The sequence below is a fragment of the Streptomyces sp. NPDC091271 genome (assembly GCF_044757505.1).
Taxonomy (GTDB): Bacteria; Actinomycetota; Actinomycetes; order Streptomycetales; family Streptomycetaceae; genus Streptomyces.
This window is the reverse complement of record NZ_JBIVVD010000005.1, coordinates 104,127-120,653: the sequence shown is the minus strand read 5'-3', so window position 1 is coordinate 120,653 and position 16,527 is coordinate 104,127. Positions and strand designations below refer to the sequence as shown.

The window sequence follows — 16,527 nt, the reverse complement described above, 5'->3', positions numbered from 1 at the left end:
GCACATGACCTGGAAGCTCCGCCCCCGTACCGGGCGCCGCGCCGGTGCCGCGCTCGCCCTGCTGCTGGGCACCACGGCCCTCCAGCCGGGTGCCCAGGCGGCCACCGCGTCGCCGGACACGGCGCCGGGGACGGCCGCGACGGCTCCCGGCCGGGATTTCGGCCGGGAGGTGCTCGCCGGCAACGACGGCTGGGCCGCGGAAGGCACGGGAACGACCGGAGGCTCCGCGGCCGACGAGGACCACGTCCTCACCGTGCGCAACCGGGCCCAGCTCGTCGCGGCGCTCGACGGCGGCAGCTCCGTACCCAAGATCATCCGGGTGGCCGGCACGATCGACGCCAACACGGACGACCGGGGACGGCGGCTGGACTGCGCCGACTACGCCACCGACGGCTACGCCCTCGACGCGTACCTGGCCGCCTATGACCCCCGTACATGGGGCGGCGCCAAGCCCGCCGGACCCCAGGAGGACGCCCGCAAGGCGTCCGCCGCACGCCAGGCCGAACGCGTCGAACTGGCGGTCGGCCCGAACACCACGATCGTCGGCATCGGTGCGGACGCGGTGCTCAAGGGCGCGAGCCTCCAGGTCAAGGACGCCGACAACGTCATCATCCGCAATCTGGAACTACGCGACGCCTACGACTGCTTCCCGGCATGGCAGCCGAACACCGGGGGTCTCGGCGACTGGAAGACCGCGTACGACACGCTGTGGCTGCGCGGCGCCACCCACGTCTGGGTCGACCACGTCACCGCGAGCGACAAGGGCCACCCGGACGACCGGGAGCCCACCTATTTCGGGCGCAACTACCTGCGCCACGACGGGCTCCTCGACATCACCAACGGCTCCGACCTCGTCACCGTCTCCTGGAGCCGGTTCGCCGACCACGACAAGGCGATGCTCATCGGCAACGGCGACGGCGTGACCACCGACCGGGGCAAACTCCGCGTCACCCTGCACCACAACGAGTTCCACTCCGTCGTGCAGCGCGCCCCCCGGGTCCGCTTCGGCCAGGTCCACCTCTACAACAACCGTTACGTCATCCCCGAGGACGGCGACTACCGCTACTCCCTCGGCATCTCCACCGAGTCCCGGATCGTCGCCGAGAACAACGCCTTCGAGACCCCGGGCCACGTCGAGGTCGCCGACCTGCTGAAGAGCTGGAACGGCAGCGCCCTCACCCAGCGCGGCACCGTGTTCAACGGCTTCCCGGTCGACCTGGTCTCCATCTACAACGCCTACAACTCCGGCAGCGAGACCGATCTCGCCACCGACACCGGCTGGACACCCACCCTGCACGGCCCGGTCGACAGCGCCGCAGACGCCGCCGCCGACGTGGCCCGCGGGGCCGGCGCGGGGAGGGCCGCCCGATGAGTGCGACCACACCCCTCCCCGTCGTCCTGGCCGGAGCCCGCGGCCACGGCCGCTGGCACCTCGCCAACATCCGCCGCCTCCAGCACCAGGGCCTGGTCAGACTGGCCGGGGTCTGCGAACTGAATCCGCTGACCGACGCCGAACTCGACGTGTTCGCCGACGAGATGCCGGAGCAGTCCGCCGACTTCGGGGCCCTCCTGGACTCCACCGGCGCCCGCGCCGCCATCGTCTGCACCCCCATCCCGACCCACACCACGCTGGCCCTGACCGCCGCGGCCCGGGGCGTTCACCTCCTCCTGGAGAAGCCGCCCGCCGCGACCTGGGACGACTACGCCCGCATGGCCGACGGGGTACGGGAGGCGGGCATCGCCTGCCAGATCGGCTTCCAGTCCTTCGGCTCGCACGCCGTGACCGCCGTCAAGGACCTCGTACGCACCGGGGCCATCGGCACCGTACGGGGCATCGGCGCCGCCGGGGCCTGGGTCCGCGACGACGCCTACTTCCGGCGCGCACCCTGGGCCGGGCGCCGCAGGATGGGCGGGACCGACGTGGTCGACGGGGTGCTCACCAACCCGCTGGCGCACGCCGTCGCCACCGCGCTCGAACTCGCGGACCGGGGAACGGACGAGGACGTCGCGTCCATCGAGACCGAGCTCTTCCGGGCCCACGACATCGAGTCCGACGACACCAGCTGCGTCCGGGTCACCACCACGGACGGGCTCCCGGTGACCGTCGCGGTCACCCTCTGCGCGGAGGAGGCGGGCGAACCGTATGTGATCGTCCACGGCGACCGCGGCCGCATCACCTTCTGGTACAAGCAGGACCGGGTCCTCGTCCAGCGCGCCGGACACGGCCCGGAGGAGACCGTGCACGGGCGGACCGACCTCCTGGAGAACCTCGTCGACCACCTGGAGCACGGCACCGCGCTCCTCGTACCGCCGGAGCGCACCGGCGCGTTCATGCGGGTCCTCGACGCCGTACGCACCGCCCCCGAGCCCACCGCGCTGCCCGCCACCGCCTGGCACACCCGGCCCGCCGACACGGGCGACGGCGTACGGCGCGTCGTGCGCGGCATCGACGGCACCGTCGCCGCCGCCGCCGACACCCTCACCCTCTTCTCCGAACTAGGCGCCTCCTGGGCGCGCCCCAGCGAGGTGAGCACACCATGACCACCGCACTCCTCAGCTGCGCCGGACGGCCCGTCGGCCGCTACAGCTACGGCCCCGAGGCGGGCAACCGGCCCTATCTGCACCCCGTCACCACGCTCGCCGGCACCTCCGTCACCGAGGAGCGCCCGGCCGACCACATCCACCACCTGGGCGCCTCCGTCGCGGTGCCCGACGTGGCCGGACACAACTTCTGGGGCGGGCGCACCTTCGTCCGCGACCAGGGCCCCACCGAGCTCGACAACCACGGGACGCAGCGCCACCTCGGCTGGAAGCTGCGCGACCCGGACGGCTTCGTGGAGGAGCTCAGCTGGGAGGCCGACGGCGCCGAGCTGCTGCGCGAGCACCGCACGGTCGCCGTCGCCGAGATCTCCGACACCGCCTGGGCGCTGGACTTCTCCTTCTCCCTCTCCAACCGCGGCTCCACGGACCTCTCCATCGGCAGCCCCGCCACCAACGGCCGCCCCGGCGCCGGATACGGCGGCTTCTTCTGGCGAGCCCCCAAGGAGGCCGCGCCGCCCGCCGTGTTCAGCGGAACGCTCGACGGCGAGGAAGCCGTGCACGGCAGGGCCGCCGACTGGCTGGCCCTCGCCGGGGACGGCTGGACGCTCGTCTTCGCCGGCGCGACCGACGAGACCCGGCGCGACCCGTGGTTCGTACGGACCACCGAATACCCGGGGGTCGGCTCCTCCCTCGCCGCCGACCACCGGCTTCCCGTCCCAGCCGGGGAGACCGTCGTGCGCCGGATCGTCACCGTCGTCGCCGACGGACGCCTCGACCGGGACGCCGCGGCCACCCACGTCCGTAAGGCGGTCTCCGCATGACGATGCCCTGGACCGCCGACCTCGGGGACGGCACCTACCGCAACCCGGTCCTGAACGCCGACTGGTCCGACCCGGACGTCGTACGCGACGGCGACGACTACTACCTCACCGCGTCCAGCTTCGGCCGCGTCCCCGGACTGCCCCTGCTCCACTCCCGCGACCTCGTCAACTGGACCCTGGTCGGCCACGCCCTCGACCGGCTCGGACCGGACGCCGACTTCGCCGTGCCCCGCCACGACTGCGGGGTGTGGGCGCCCTCGCTGCGCCACCACGCGGGACGCTTCTGGATCTTCTGGGGCGACCCCGACCACGGCATCCAGCAGATCAACGCCGAGGACATCCGGGGCCCCTGGAGCGCCCCGCACCTCGTCAAGTCCGGCAAGGGCCTGATCGACGCGTGCCCCCTGTGGGACGAGGAGACCGGCGAGGCCTACCTGGTGCACGCCTGGGCGAAGTCCCGCTCCGGCATCAAGAACCGGCTCACCGGCCACCGGATGAGCCCCGACGGCCGGGAGCTGCTCGACGAGGGCACGACCCTCGTCGACGCCGACACCATCCCGGGCTGGTTCACCCTGGAGGGCCCCAAGCTCTACCGGCACGACGGCTGGTTCTGGATCTTCGCCCCGGCCGGGGGAGTGGAGACCGGCTGGCAGGGCGCCTTCCGCTCGCGGACGTTCGACGGGCCCTACGAGGAGCGGGTCGTCCTCGCGCAGGGCACCACCGAGGTCAACGGCCCGCACCAGGGCGGCTGGGTCAGGACCGCCGCCGGTGAGGACTGGTTCCTGCACTTCCAGGCCCGCGGAGCGTACGGCCGTGTGGTGCACCTCCAGCCGATGCGCTGGGAGGACGGCTGGCCGGTCATCGGCGACGAGGGCGAGCCCGTCCTCGTGAACCGCCGCCCCGGCGCGCCCGAGCAGCCCGTCGAAGCGCCCGCCTCCAGCGACGACTTCCCCGGCGGCCGCTACGGCCGTCAGTGGCAGTGGACGGCCAACCCGCGGCCCGGCTGGACGGTCGGGCACGGCGGCGACGGGCTGCGCCTCAGCTGCGTACGGACCGCGTACGCCCATGATCTGCGCGCCCTGCCCAACGTCCTGGTGCAGCGGATGCCCGCCGAGGAGTTCACCGTGGAGACCGGCATCACACTGGACTCCGCCGAACCCGGGGCGAAGGCCGGGTTCGCCGTGCTCGGGGACGCCTTCTCGTGGATCGGCCTGGAGGCCGGAGCCGACGGGACGGCCAGGCTCGTGCACCGGTACGCCGAAACCGTCGCCGAGCACGAGCGGGACGCGGAACACCCGCGCCCCGCGCCCGGGGCAGCCGTCCGCGTCCGTATCGAGGTCACCCGGGGCGCCCGCTGCCGCTTCTACGCCGACACCGGCGACGGGGCCGGCTTCCAGGCGTCCGGCCAGGTCTTCGCGGCCACCCCCTGGCGCTGGGTGGGAGCGCTCCTAGGGCTCTTCGCCACCGCGCCGGCCGGGACAGGGCCGTCCGGAACAGCCGGCTTCACCGCATTCCGCACCACCGGAACACCACCCAGAACCTGACCCGACCCCGCACCGCTTTAGGAGAGTCGCAATGACGCACCTCCGTACCGAGCGCACCAGAGCGAGAACGCTGTTCACCGCCTTCGCCCTCGCCGCCGCCTTCCTCCTGCCCACCGCCCCGGGCGGGGCGTCGGCCGCGACCGGGGCACAGCCCGCGGCGCACCACGGCGGCGGGGCACCGCACGGCTTCGCCTCGCTGGCGGGCGGCACCACAGGGGGCCGGGGCGGCGAGGTGGTCACCGTCACCGACCAGGCGGGCCTGGAGAGGTACGCCGGTGCCGAGGAGCCCTACGTCATCCGGGTGGCCGGATCCATCACCGTCGAACCCTTCGGCGCGGACATCGACGTCACGTCCGACAAGACCATCGTCGGGGTGGGTGACACGGGCGAGATCGTCCACGGCGAACTCCACCTGAACCCGGGCACCAGCAACGTCATCATCCGTAACCTCACCATCCGCGACTCCTATGTCGAGGGCGACTGGGACGGGAAGACCACCGACTTCGACGCGATCCAGATGGACACCGCCGACCACGTCTGGATCGACCACAACCGGCTGACGCACATGGGCGACGGGCTGCTCGACATCCGCAAGGACAGCCAGTACATCACCGTGTCGTACAACCACTTCGACAACCACAACAAGGCGCTCGGCATCGGCTGGACCGAGAACGTCACCACGCAGATCACGATCGACCACAACTGGTTCAGCGGCACGAAGCAGCGCAACCCGTCCGCCGACAACTGCGCCTACGCCCACCTCTACAACAACTACCTCTCCGCGCAGGTCGCGGACGGGGACCCGCTGTGGACGTACGGCAACTGGGCGCGCGGCGCCACGAAGATGGTCATCGAGAACAGCTACTACCGGGACGTCCAGCACCCCTACCAGGCCGACGACACGGCCGAGCTGGTGCAGCGCGGATCGATCCTGAAGAACACCACCGGCCGCACCGACGCCTGGGGCGCCGCCTTCGAACCGCGTGACTTCTACCCGTACACGCTGGACCGCGCCGCCGACGTGCCGAGGCTCGTGACCCGCAACGCGGGTCCGCAGGAGTACATCGGCACCGCGCCGCACCGCACACACCACTGACCTCCCCCCACGTACGCGTTACAGATCCGAGAGAGAAGAGCCGACATGAACATCTCGAAGACGCTCCGGGGGCGTACCGCGACCGCGGTGTCCCTCACCGCGGTCCTGGCACTCGCGGCCACCGGCTGTGGCGACGACGGCAGCAGCTCAGGCACGGAGGGCAGTGGAAAGGGCGAGATCACCTTCTGGGACAACAACGGTGGTCCGCGCACCGCCATCTGGACCGAGATCATCAAGGACTTCGAGAAGAAGAACCCGGACATCAAGGTCAAGTACGTCCCGATCCCGATCGCCGACGTCCAGTCCAAGTACGACACGGCCATCGCGGGCGGCGGCCTGCCCGACGTGGGCGGCGTCGGCACCGCGTACCTGGCCAACATCGTGTCCCAGGAGGCCCTGGAGCCGATCAGCGACCGGCTGGAGAAGTCGGAGCTGAAGGGCAAGCTCGTCGACAACATGGTCGAGAGCGTGAGAGCCGCGGCCGGCCGGGGCGACGACATGTACACCGTGCCGACCTCCGCGAACAACGGAGCGCTCTGGTACCGCACCGACCTGTTCGAGGCGGCGAAGCTCGAGGCGCCCACCACCTGGCCCAAGTTCTACGAGGCCGCCGACAAGCTCACCGACGCAAAGAACAACAAGTTCGGCTACACCATCCGCGGTGGCGCGGGCTCCATCGCACAGGCCCTGGACGCGATCTACGGCCAGACCGGCATCACGGACTTCTGGGACGGCGAGAAGACGACCCTGAACGACCCGAAGAACGTCGCGGCACTGGAGAAGTACGCCGCCCTCTTCAAGAAGACGACGCCGGCCGCCGACGTCAACAACGACTTCACCAAGATGGTCGCCCAGTGGGACACCGGCACCATCGGGATGCTCAGCCACAACCTCGGTTCCTACCAGGACCACCTGAAGGCGCTGGGAGAGGGCAAGTTCGCCGGCATACCCGCGCCCATCGGGGAGGGCGGCACGCGCGTGCAGGTCTCCAACCCCGTCGACGGTCTCGGCCTCTTCCGGTCCAGCAAGAACAAGAACGCGGCCTGGAAGTTCATCGAGTTCGCGGCCTCGCACGAGTCCAACAGCAAGTGGAACGAGTCCGCGGGCGCCATCCCGGCCAACACCGAAGCGGCCAAGGACCCGTGGATCAACGAGAGCGAGCCGACCGCGCTCGCCGCCAAGGCCCTCACCGACGGTTCCACCAAGATCGTCGACCTGCCGTACTACCTGCCCGACTGGAACAACATCAGCAAGGCGGACAACGAGCCGGAGTTCCAGAAGCTTCTCCTCGGCAAGGTCACGGCCAAGGACTTCCTGGACAAGATGGCCGACGAGCTGAACGCCTCCCAGAAGGAGTGGAAGGAACTGGGCAACGGCTGACCCCGGCCGCCCCACTCCACCCCTGCCCCACCCCCATCGACCGGGGGACCGGCGGCGGTCCGGGTCGCACCCCGCCGCCGGTCCCTCTTCCTGCGCACCACCACACGTTTGTCCTCCGAGAGAGGCAGTCAGCCTGTGTCACTCACCCGCAGACGGACGGCAGCCGCGCTCCTCGCGCTGCCGCTCGCCCTCTCCGCCACTCCCGCCATCGCGCACGGCGGTGGCGGCGGCCGGCCCCGGCCCCGGACTCTCCACATCGCGGGCGACTCCACGGCGGCCCAGAAGTACGCGGACGCCGCGCCCGAGACCGGCTGGGGCATGGCCCTGCCCTTCTTCCTCGGCCGGTCGCTCACCGTCGCCAACCACGCGACGAACGGCCGGAGTTCCAAGAGCTTCATCGACGAGGGCCGCCTCACCGCCCTCCTGGACGGCGTCCGCCCGGGCGACATCGTCCTCGTCCAGTTCGGGCACAACGACGAGAAGACCGAGGACCCCGCCCGCGGCACCGACCCGTACACCACCTACCAGGAGTACCTGCGCCAGTACGTCAAGGGCGCCCGCGCCCGTCGCGCGGAGCCCGTGCTGATCACCCCGGTCGAGCGCCGCCGGTTCGCCGAGGACGGCACCGCGAAGCCCACCCACGGGGAGTACCCCGCCGCGATGCGCGCCCTGGCGTCCGAGGAGGACGTGCCCCTGCTCGACGTCCAGGCGCTCTCCCTCGCCCGCTGGCAGGAACTCGGCCCCGACGGGACCGAGGCGTACTTCAACTGGCTGGAGCCCGGCGAGTCGCCGAACTACCCCGACGGCAAGCAGGACAACACCCACTTCCGGCCCGACGGCGCGGTCGAGGTGGCCAGGACGACCGCCCGTGCCCTGCTGGACCGGCGCGTGCTCGCCCCGCGTGATCTGCGCCGTCTCGACGAGCCGGTGCCCGGGACGTGGATCACCTGGCCGCAGGCCTGATCCCCGCCCCCCCCGCACTCCTCCTCATTCCATTCCCCGTACGACAGTTAGGGATCCGCCATGCCCGCACGCATGAGACATGTCCGCGCCATCGCCGTGGTGATGGGCTGCGCCTCGCTCGCCCTCGCCGTGAGCCTCCCCGCCCAGGCCTCGCCCCACCACGGCAAGGGGACCGAGCGCGCCGTACTTCCCTCGGGCGACGGCTGGGCCGCGGCCGAGGGCTCCACCACGGGCGGCGCGAAGGCCACCCCCGACCACGTCTACACCGTGAGCAACCGGGCCGAGCTCATCGCCGCCTTCGAGGACGCCGGGGACGCGCCGAAGATCGTCAGGATCGCCGGCACCGTCCACGGCAACTCCGACGCCTCCGGCACCCCGATCGGCTGCGAGGCCTACCAGCAGGACGGCTACACCCTGGAGAAGTACCTCGCGGCCTACGACCCGGCCGTCTGGGGCACCGACGCGGTCCCGTCGGGCCCGCTGGAGGACGCCCGCGTCGCGTCCGCGAAGCTGCAGGCGGCCGCCGTCAACGTGAACGTCCCGTCCAACACCACGCTCGTCGGTGTCGGCAAGGACGCCACGATCATCGGCGCCAGCCTCCAGGTGAAGAACGTCTCCAACGTCGTCGTCCGCAACATCTCGTTCGAGGACACCTACGACTGCTTCCCCCAGTGGGACCCCACCGACGGTGACCAGGGCGCCTGGAACTCCGAGTACGACAACCTCGTCGTCTACGGCTCCAGCCACGTCTGGGTCGACCACAACACCTTCAGCGACGGCGACCGCCCGGACGCCGACCAGCCCCACTACTTCGGGCAGGTCTACCAGCAGCACGACGGCCTCTTCGACATCGTGCGCGGCGCCGACCTCGTCACCGTGTCGTGGAACGTCCTCAAGGACCACGACAAGACCATGCTCATCGGCAACAGCGACGGCGCCGGGGCGAGCGACCGGGGCAAGCTCCGCGTGACGCTGCACCACAACCTCTTCAAGGACGTGAAGGAGCGCGCGCCCCGCGTCCGCTTCGGCCAGGTCGACTCGTACAACAACTACTTCGCGGCCACCAAGGGCGCCGCGTACGGCTACACGTACGGCATCGGCGCCGAGTCCCACCTCGTCGCGGAGCACAACGCCTTCACCGTGCCCGCCGGTTTCGACAAGGCGACCATCCTCAAGAAGTGGTCCGAGTCCTCCCTCACGGCCGGGAACAACTACGTCAACGGGCGGAAGACCGACCTGATCGCCGTGCACAACGCGGGCGTTCCCGCCGAGCAGCTCACCGAGGGAGCCGGCTGGACCCCGACGCTGCGCACGAAGGTCGACCACCCCCTCGCCGTCCCCCTGCTGGTGGGGCTCAAGGCGGGTGCCGGCAAGACGTCGGCCCGCTGACCCCACCCCCGGACCGGCCGGAGCGGCACCGCACCCTTCCACCACCCCGGAAGGCGCCGCTCCGGCCCGCCCCCTCTTCGCAAGGAGTACCGCCATGCCCAGCAGACGCAGTGCGCTGACCCTGTTCGCGGGTGCGGGCGCAGCCCTCGCCCTCGGTGCGCCCGCCGCCGAGGCCCGGCCCGCGCACCCGCGCCCCTTCGGCCGCTACGGCTCGCCGTCCCGCCGGCTCGACGCACGCACGCTCTACGTCGACCCGCGAGGCAGGGGCGACCACACCGACGTTCAGTCCGCCGTCGACGCCGCGTCCGGCACCGGCCGCACCCTGGTGCTCGCGCCCGGCACCTACCGTTCCACGGTCCTCGTCACCGCCGACCGCGCGGAGCTCACGCTGATCGGCGCGAGCGGTGACCCCCGTGACACCGTCATCGTGTACGACAACGCCGCCGGTACGCCCAAGCCCGACGGGTCCGGCACCTACGGCACGAGCGGATCGGCCACCGTCACCGTCCAGGCGGCCGGCTTCACCGCCCGCGACGTGACCTTCGCCAACGACTGGCTGCGCTCCGACAACCCGGAGTACACCGGCACCCAGGCCGTCGCGGTCAAGGTGCAGGGCGACCGCTCCGCGTTCTACGGCTGCCGCTTCCTCGGCCACCAGGACACCCTGTACGCCGACTCCCTCGCCCTCACCGCCTTCGCCCGGCAGTACTACCGCGACTGCTACGTGGAGGGCGACGTCGACTTCGTCTTCGGCCGCGCCACCGCCGTCTACGACCGCTGCCACTTCCGCACCCTGACCCGCACCGACCTGGCCTCGGCCCCGTACGGCTTCGTCTTCGCCCCCAGTACCGCCGGAGCCAACCCGCGCGGCTACCTGGTCCTGCGCTCCCGGATCACCAGCACCGCCCCCGACGCCTACTACAAGCTGGCCCGCCCCTGGGTGCCGTCCTCGGATCTCACCGCGCACCCGATGCTGACCGTCCGCGACAGCCACCTCGGCGCGGGCATCGACGCGGTCACGCCGTACGGCACGATGTCCTCGGGCTTCCCGTGGCAGGACCAGCGCTTCGCCGAGTACCGCAACACCGGCCCCGGCGCGCGCATCACGGTCCCGGGCAACCGCCCGCAGCTGAGCGCTTCCGAGGCGCGGGCGCACACCGCGGCCGGATACCTGGGCGACTGGCGCCCGTACGCGTGAACCTGGGGATCACCGGACGGGTCTTCCCGCCTTCCATGAGCGGCTCAAGGACGAACTGACCTTCCCGCTCTCCTGGGAGAGATCCGAGGGCCGTGACTTCCCGGCCTGGCGCGCCGAGGCGCGCGCCGTGGTCGGGGAGTCGCTGATGCAGCCTCCGGCTCCCGGCCCCGAGCCCTTCGACCCGGTGACCGTCGAAGTGTTCGACGCCGGCCCTTACACCGCGCGCACCGTGAAGTTCGCCCTCAGCCGTTACGGGCGGGCGCGCGGCTCCCTGCTTGTACCGCAGGGTGCGGGGCCCTTCCCCGCCAGGGCCTGCTGGACCTCGTAGGCGAGCGGCCCCCGGTCGCCCCAGCCGTCCACGGCGAGCACGGCGTAGCCGCGGGCCGCCAGCTCGTCGCCGACGAACCTGCCGCCGTAGTACTTCATGCTCCACCCCGGGCTGCACCGCAGCCTCGACATCCCTGACGTGGCCTCCCTCGCCGCCCCCAAGCCCGCGCTGTTCCTCGCGGGCGGCCGGGCACTCCGGGCGGAGAGCCGGGGCCGGCGGCTACGTCCGGTGCCGGGGGCGGCCTGCCGCCTTCTTCGTGACCGTCTTCGCCGCGGACGACTTCTTCACCGCGGCCTTCCTGGCCGGTGGCTTCCCGGCTGCCGTCTTCTCGGCCGCGGCCTTCCTGCTCCGGCTCGCCTTCTTGGCGGGAGCCGCGCGGCGGGGCTTGTCCGGCTCGGCGGAGCGCTCAGCAGCCTTGCGCCTGCGGCGGGGGGCCGGGCGGTCAGGTTCCTCCTCCTGCTCGCCGTCGAGCGCCTCCTCGCCGGTCTCGCCGACCTCGTCGACCGCGTCCGCGGCGCTGCGGCCCACGTCCTCGACGGCGGAGCCCGCCGCGTCGCCGACGCCTTCCACCGCCGTGCCCGTGCCCGCGCCGACGGACTCGACCGCCGTCCCCGCCCCCTTGCCGACCTCGCTCACCGCCGCACCGGCGCCCTGGCCCAGCTCCCCTGCGGCCCTGCCGGTGCCGGCCCCGACGTCCTCGACCGCCGCACCCACTCCGCGGGTCAGCTGCTCGAGGATCTGGGGGTTGCGGTCGACCGTGGCCAGCAGCCGCGTGACGATGGCGGCGATGTGGTGCAGCCGCACCTTGAGCTGTGCCTGGACGTCCACACCCTCGATACCCAGCTGGACCCGCCCGAGCCGCACGTCCGCCCCCACGTTCAGCTTGAGGAGGTCGAGCACCTCGGCCTGCAGGGAGACGTGGGCCTCGAGGTCGTCGACCTCCAGGTCCAGCTTGTCCACATGGAGGGCCGGCACGTCCAGGAAGACATCTGACGGCCCCGCATCGGACCCGCCGTCGTCTCCCGGGACCGCGATCTCGGCGTCCGGGTCCCGGTCCTCGCGGCCGGTGCGGTCGGATCTGGGCATGCGCGCACATCCTCGGTAGATTCCCCGAGCAGGACCCTCTCGTCCAAGTGTCGACCGGGCGAAACCATGACGCAATCGCCGGTGCCGTGCGCCGCCGGACGGCGCGGTCCGCCCCCACCGGACCGGTGCGGCAGGCGGGGGCGGACCGGGTGGCAGATGCGGGCCGGGAGCCTACTCGTAGCTGATGTCCGACTCGGAGTAGAGGCAGTACGTGCCGTCGGGGCCGCTGCCCACCTCTTCCGGCTCGTCGCCGCTGTCGTTGCCCTCGTAGCGGACGCACGGCTCGATCTTCCTGCCGCTGTCGCCGTGGATCCGGATCGAGCTCAGCGTGGCGGTGTCCCCGTAGTTGCTGTTGATGCCGACCAGGGACTTGCCCGGCGCCGTGACGTCGACGTCCTTCACGACGATGTCGCGCTTGTACATCGTGGAGCAGTTGCCGCAGGACCGGACGAGCTTGCCGAAGTCCTCGACCTGGAAGCCCGAGATGGTCAGCCTGCCCGCGCCGTTGAACTGGAACACCTTGTCGTCGGCCCCCTTGGCGCCGCCGCCGCTCACCGTGTACACGGAGCCCGTCGACTTGCCCTTGAAGGAGGCGGCGTCCTCGCCGACGTCCGTCCACCAGACGTTCTCGAGGGTGCAGCTGCCGGAGCAGTGCACGCCGTCGGCGGCGGGGGAGCCCAGGATGACGTTCTTGAGGGTCGCCCCGTCGGCGAGTTCGAAGAGTGCCTCCTGTCCCTCCTCCTGGCCGTCCCCGCCGAGGTCGCCCTCGCCGTAGAACTCCTTGAGGTCGCCGTCGTACGTGCCCGAGACCTCGACGGTCTTCGAGACGGCCTGGCTGCCGCTGGGGGTGGGCCACTCGGCCGCGACGGCGGTCGTCCCGTCCGCCGTCGCCGCACCGGCGGGCTGGAGCATCATGTTCGTGGCCAGGGCGGCACCGGTGAGGCCCAGGGCCGCGGTCAGCGCGGCGGCCATGCGGCGCTTTCCGGGGCGGCGGCGGTGCGTGTGCGCTCGTTCACTCATGTTGGCTGGTCCCGATTCCTAGACGGTGGGGGGAGCGTCTTGCACACCTGAGTCGCCACCGTCCGCGGAAGGGTTGCCGGGTTCCGCGATTGTTTCCTCCGGAGCCCGGCGGGCGCCGTCGGGCGCTCAGCGCGTGGCGCTGAAGTCCCCGCCCACCGACACCTGTCCGGTCGCCGCACGCGCCCGCGCCGTGTAGCCGTCCCGCTCCGTGTCGCGGGTGCCCTCCGCGTGGTTGTACTGCCCCGCGAAGGTGTGGGTACCGGTCGGCGCACTCCGTCCCGGCTTCAGGGTCCAGCGGTACACGAGGAAGCCGTCCTCCTCGCGCGCCGACACCGCGAAGTCCTGCTCCGGCAGTGAGCGCCAGGAACCGGTGGTGACCACCCCGCCGTTCAGCGCGATCCGCAGCTCGACCGTGAGCGCGGACAGCGGCCGGGACGTCTTGACCGTCACTTCGCTCTGCGCCCAGTAGTCGTTGCTGTTCGGGTTCAGCGAACCGTCCGACCACAGAGGGTCCTTCCCCGCGGGCAGGGCACCGCCCCGGCCCGGTGACGGCGTCGTGAGGGTCGGTGACGCGGGCTCGGCGGCCACGCGCTGCCCGTCCGCCGGCTCCTCCCGGCCCGCCGACGTGACCGTGAGAGCCCCTGCGGTCAGCACCCCGCACACCGCCGCCGTCGCGCCGGCGACCCGCAGCCACGGCATCGGCGTACGAGGGGCGCGCGCGGGGCGGGCCGGCGGCTCCTCCCCCATGCCGCGCTCGATCCGGGCCAGCATCCGTGCCCGGTCGGGGCGGTGCGAAGCGGCGGCGGTGCGGAGCCGCTCCCGCAGGTCCTCGTCCATCAGTACCTAGCCAGGGGGCGCCCCGCCCCAGCGGGGTGGGGAATGGCGTCTGAGCTCTGCTGTGACCTCGACTGGGTGCATGGATCTGCGCTGTTCATCTGAGTCGGCCTCTCGGCCGCGCTAGACACGCGGCGCTTGTATAGTGATCGAGTGACTGCGGCCAGGACGGTTCGCCGATTCTCCGGCGGTGTGTACGACCTCGGGCTCCACGTGGTGTGGTGCCCGAAGTACCGCCGCCCGGTCCTCGGTGGGCGGGTCGCGGAACGGTTGGACGAGTTGATCCGGCAGAAGGCCGACGAACGTGGGTGGGAGGTCATCGCCCTTGAGGTGATGCCCGACCATGTGCACCTGTTCGTGAAGCACGACCCGAAGTCGTCGGCCTCGTACGTGGCGAACCAGCTCAAGGGCTTCACATCCCACGTGCTGCGCGAGGAGTTTCCGCACCTGAAGTCACGGATGCCCACCCTGTGGTCCTCGTCGTACTTCGCCGCCTCGGTCGGCGCCGTGTCAGCGGCCACGGTCGAGAAGTACATCGACACCCAGTGGGAACGCCCGCGGAAGAAGGGGCACGGCTCGTGATCCGCGCGTACAAGTTCCTCCTGCGCCCCACGGCCCGTCAGGTGACAGCGCTCGGCGAGACGCTGCGGGACCACTGCTCCCTGTACAACGGCGCGTTGCAGGAGCGCCGGGACGCCTACCGGCACAGCTCGAAGTCGAGCATCAAGTACGGCGACCAGTCCGCCCAGCTCAAAGACATCCGTGTGAAGGCCGGGCAGACCCCGGGCTACCCCCGTTTCAAGGGCGCAGGGCACTTCGACACCGTCACCTTCCCCAAGGACGGCGACGGCTGCCGCTGGGACTCCACCCCGCACGATGCGCAGACCCGCGTACGGCTCCAGGGTGTAGGGCACGTCCGCGTCCACCAACAGCGGCCCGTAGAGGGCCGCGTCAAGACGATCAGCGTGAAGCGCGAAGGGAACCGCTGGTACGTCGTCCTCGCCTGCGACAACGTGCCCGCCGAGGAGCTGCCGCCCACCGGGGGAAACGTCGGTATCGACATGGGCATCGCCCACTTCCTCACCACCTCGGACGGCGAACACGTCGCCAACCCGCGCTTCCTCCAGGCGATGGCCGACGAACTCGCCGAAGCGCAGCGGCACCTCGCGACGTTCCCGAAGCGGACCCGGCAGCGCACCAAACGCCACCGCGCGGCGGCCCGGAAGGTCGCCAGGCTGCACGGCAGGATCCGGCGGCAGCGCGCCGACTTCCACCACGAGACCGCTCGTACGCTGATCACCGGCCACGACGTGATCGCGCACGAGCGACTGAACACAGTGGGCATGACCAAGAGGCCCGCACCCAAGGCCGACCCCGGGCGGCCCGGCAGCTTCCTGCCGAACGGCGCTGCCGCGAAGGCCGGCCTCAACCGCAGCATCCTCGACGCGGGCTGGGCGCAGTTCCTCGGAATCCTGGCGGACAAGGCTGAGAGTGTTGGTCGCCTCACGGTTTTGGTGGACGCGCGCAACACCTCCCGCACGTGCCCCGAGTGCGGGCACGTAGCGAAGGAGAACCGCGTCACCCAGGAAAGGTTCCAGTGCACGGCGTGCGGGTTCGCGGCGAACGCGGACCATGTCGGCGCGACGAACGTCCTCAACAGGGCCGGGCTGGTCCTCTGCGCGGCGGCTTGGCCGCCGACACAGGAAGCCCGCGCGTTTACGCGTGGGTGGAGTCACCAATGCCTTCCTCCGGTGCGCTGCCCGGCGGCCGCCACCTGTACCTGTGCCGCCGGGGTCTCGGGCCCCAGGAGCCGCTGGAGTTCCGCCACACCGCGCGAGGTCTGGCTCTTCACCGTACCCACCGAGACCCCGAGGACCAGAGCGGTGTCGCGTTCCGACAGGTCGAAGGCGTGCCTCAGCACCACGCACGCGCGCTTGCGGAACGGCAGGCGGCGCAGGGCGCCTTGGACGTCCACCACGGCCGACACGTCGGGGCCGTCCGCCGCATAGCCGTCCCCGGCCCCCCGGGGCGCCCAGAACAGCGCGATCCTCCGACGCTCACGCACCGCGCTGCGGATCCGGGTACGGGCCAGGTTGGCGACGACCCCTCTCGCGTACGCCGCCGGGTGGTCGGCGGCTCTGACCCGGTCCCAGCGGTGCCAGAGCGCCATCAGCGCGTCGGCGGCCAAGTCGTCCGCCGCGTCGGCCTCGCCCGTCAGCAGATGGGCGATCCGGGCGAGTTCGGCGTAGTGCGCCTCGAAGAACGCATGGAACTCGGCGGCAGCGGCATCATCCACGACTGTGCCCACAGGTACCTCTCCTCTGCCC

General features: G+C 71.6%; 14 protein-coding genes and 2 pseudogenes. 11 read left to right on the top strand and 5 right to left on the bottom strand.

What is annotated here, in order from left to right; translation table 11 throughout:
- Positions 1-4 precede the first annotated feature (4 nt).
- The 9 genes from ACIQM3_RS21695 to ACIQM3_RS21655 all read left to right on the top strand — a co-directional run bounded on the left by ACIQM3_RS21695 (position 5) and on the right by ACIQM3_RS21655 (position 10,932).
- A complete protein-coding gene (locus ACIQM3_RS21695; protein WP_401626716.1) occupies positions 5-1,372 on the top strand; it encodes a polysaccharide lyase family 1 protein in 1,368 nt (455 codons plus the stop codon).
- A complete protein-coding gene (locus tag ACIQM3_RS21690; RefSeq protein WP_401626714.1) occupies positions 1,369-2,541 on the top strand; it encodes a Gfo/Idh/MocA family protein in 1,173 nt (390 codons plus the stop codon). The genes ACIQM3_RS21695 and ACIQM3_RS21690 overlap by 4 nt, the downstream gene beginning before the upstream one ends.
- Positions 2,538-3,362 (top strand): PmoA family protein, encoded by an 825-nt coding sequence (locus ACIQM3_RS21685; RefSeq protein ID WP_401626712.1) that lies wholly within the window; start codon positions 2,538-2,540, stop codon positions 3,360-3,362. Before ACIQM3_RS21690 ends, ACIQM3_RS21685 begins: the two co-directional genes overlap by 4 nt.
- Positions 3,359-4,906 (top strand): glycoside hydrolase 43 family protein, encoded by a 1,548-nt coding sequence (locus tag ACIQM3_RS21680; protein ID WP_401626710.1) that lies wholly within the window; start codon positions 3,359-3,361, stop codon positions 4,904-4,906. The genes ACIQM3_RS21685 and ACIQM3_RS21680 overlap by 4 nt, the downstream gene beginning before the upstream one ends.
- 31 nt (positions 4,907-4,937) lie before the next feature.
- On the top strand, positions 4,938-6,002 hold the full coding sequence (locus ACIQM3_RS21675; protein ID WP_401626708.1) for a polysaccharide lyase family 1 protein: 1,065 nt from the start codon (positions 4,938-4,940) through the stop codon (positions 6,000-6,002).
- A 45-nt stretch (positions 6,003-6,047) separates the two neighbouring features.
- Positions 6,048-7,382 carry an ABC transporter substrate-binding protein gene (locus ACIQM3_RS21670; protein ID WP_401626706.1) on the top strand — a complete coding sequence of 445 codons (1,335 nt, stop codon included), beginning with the start codon at positions 6,048-6,050 and terminating at the stop codon, positions 7,380-7,382.
- A 135-nt stretch (positions 7,383-7,517) separates the two neighbouring features.
- Positions 7,518-8,345: a rhamnogalacturonan acetylesterase gene (locus ACIQM3_RS21665; protein ID WP_401626704.1), complete on the top strand. Its 828-nt coding sequence runs from the start codon at positions 7,518-7,520 to the stop codon at positions 8,343-8,345.
- A 60-nt stretch (positions 8,346-8,405) separates the two neighbouring features.
- Positions 8,406-9,734, top strand: coding sequence for a polysaccharide lyase family 1 protein (locus ACIQM3_RS21660; RefSeq protein ID WP_401626702.1), 1,329 nt, complete (start codon positions 8,406-8,408; stop codon positions 9,732-9,734).
- A gap of 94 nt (positions 9,735-9,828) precedes the next feature.
- On the top strand, positions 9,829-10,932 hold the full coding sequence (locus ACIQM3_RS21655; RefSeq protein WP_401626700.1) for a pectinesterase family protein: 1,104 nt from the start codon (positions 9,829-9,831) through the stop codon (positions 10,930-10,932).
- 303 nt (positions 10,933-11,235) lie between these two features.
- Here the strand turns inward: ACIQM3_RS21655 and ACIQM3_RS21650 are convergent.
- From ACIQM3_RS21650 to ACIQM3_RS21635, 4 genes and pseudogenes are all read right to left on the bottom strand, one after another.
- A pseudogene (locus tag ACIQM3_RS21650) lies at positions 11,236-11,352 on the bottom strand (hydrolase); the annotation flags it as partial.
- A gap of 127 nt (positions 11,353-11,479) precedes the next feature.
- Entirely contained in the window at positions 11,480-12,346 is an 867-nt protein-coding gene (locus ACIQM3_RS21645) for a hypothetical protein (protein WP_401626698.1), read from the bottom strand.
- 171 nt (positions 12,347-12,517) lie between these two features.
- Positions 12,518-13,366 carry a pectate lyase gene (locus ACIQM3_RS21640; RefSeq protein WP_401626697.1) on the bottom strand — a complete coding sequence of 283 codons (849 nt, stop codon included), beginning with the start codon at positions 13,364-13,366 and terminating at the stop codon, positions 12,518-12,520.
- A gap of 126 nt (positions 13,367-13,492) precedes the next feature.
- Positions 13,493-14,203, bottom strand: a complete 711-nt coding sequence (locus ACIQM3_RS21635; protein WP_401626695.1) for a hypothetical protein — start codon at positions 14,201-14,203, stop codon at positions 13,493-13,495.
- A 150-nt stretch (positions 14,204-14,353) separates the two neighbouring features.
- Here ACIQM3_RS21635 and tnpA point away from each other — a divergent pair, with 150 nt between their 5' ends.
- Entirely contained in the window at positions 14,354-14,782 is a 429-nt protein-coding gene (gene tnpA, locus ACIQM3_RS21630) for an IS200/IS605 family transposase (RefSeq protein ID WP_401626694.1), read from the top strand.
- Positions 14,779-15,888, top strand: a pseudogene (locus ACIQM3_RS21625) (RNA-guided endonuclease InsQ/TnpB family protein); the annotation flags it as partial. The gene tnpA and the pseudogene ACIQM3_RS21625, both read left to right, overlap by 4 nt.
- Positions 15,889-15,932: 44 nt before the next feature.
- Here the strand turns inward: ACIQM3_RS21625 and ACIQM3_RS21620 are convergent.
- A complete protein-coding gene (locus tag ACIQM3_RS21620; RefSeq protein WP_401626693.1) occupies positions 15,933-16,508 on the bottom strand; it encodes a SigE family RNA polymerase sigma factor in 576 nt (191 codons plus the stop codon).
- Positions 16,509-16,527: the final 19 nt, after the last annotated feature.

What these genes read in the sequence shown, in the direction of transcription:
- ACIQM3_RS21695 (WP_401626716.1), top strand. Translation starts at nt 5, where the DNA reads ATGACCTGGAAGCTCCGCCCCCGTACCGGGCGCCGCGCCGGTGCCGCG.
- ACIQM3_RS21690 (WP_401626714.1), top strand. Translation starts at nt 1,369, where the DNA reads ATGAGTGCGACCACACCCCTCCCCGTCGTCCTGGCCGGAGCCCGCGGC.
- ACIQM3_RS21685 (WP_401626712.1), top strand. Translation starts at nt 2,538, where the DNA reads ATGACCACCGCACTCCTCAGCTGCGCCGGACGGCCCGTCGGCCGCTAC.
- ACIQM3_RS21680 (WP_401626710.1), top strand. Translation starts at nt 3,359, where the DNA reads ATGACGATGCCCTGGACCGCCGACCTCGGGGACGGCACCTACCGCAAC.
- ACIQM3_RS21675 (WP_401626708.1), top strand. Translation starts at nt 4,938, where the DNA reads ATGACGCACCTCCGTACCGAGCGCACCAGAGCGAGAACGCTGTTCACC.
- ACIQM3_RS21670 (WP_401626706.1), top strand. Translation starts at nt 6,048, where the DNA reads ATGAACATCTCGAAGACGCTCCGGGGGCGTACCGCGACCGCGGTGTCC.
- ACIQM3_RS21660 (WP_401626702.1), top strand. Translation starts at nt 8,406, where the DNA reads ATGCCCGCACGCATGAGACATGTCCGCGCCATCGCCGTGGTGATGGGC.
- ACIQM3_RS21655 (WP_401626700.1), top strand. Translation starts at nt 9,829, where the DNA reads ATGCCCAGCAGACGCAGTGCGCTGACCCTGTTCGCGGGTGCGGGCGCA.
- ACIQM3_RS21645 (WP_401626698.1), bottom strand. Translation starts at nt 12,346, where the DNA reads ATGCCCAGATCCGACCGCACCGGCCGCGAGGACCGGGACCCGGACGCC.
- ACIQM3_RS21640 (WP_401626697.1), bottom strand. Translation starts at nt 13,366, where the DNA reads ATGAGTGAACGAGCGCACACGCACCGCCGCCGCCCCGGAAAGCGCCGC.
- ACIQM3_RS21635 (WP_401626695.1), bottom strand. Translation starts at nt 14,203, where the DNA reads ATGGACGAGGACCTGCGGGAGCGGCTCCGCACCGCCGCCGCTTCGCAC.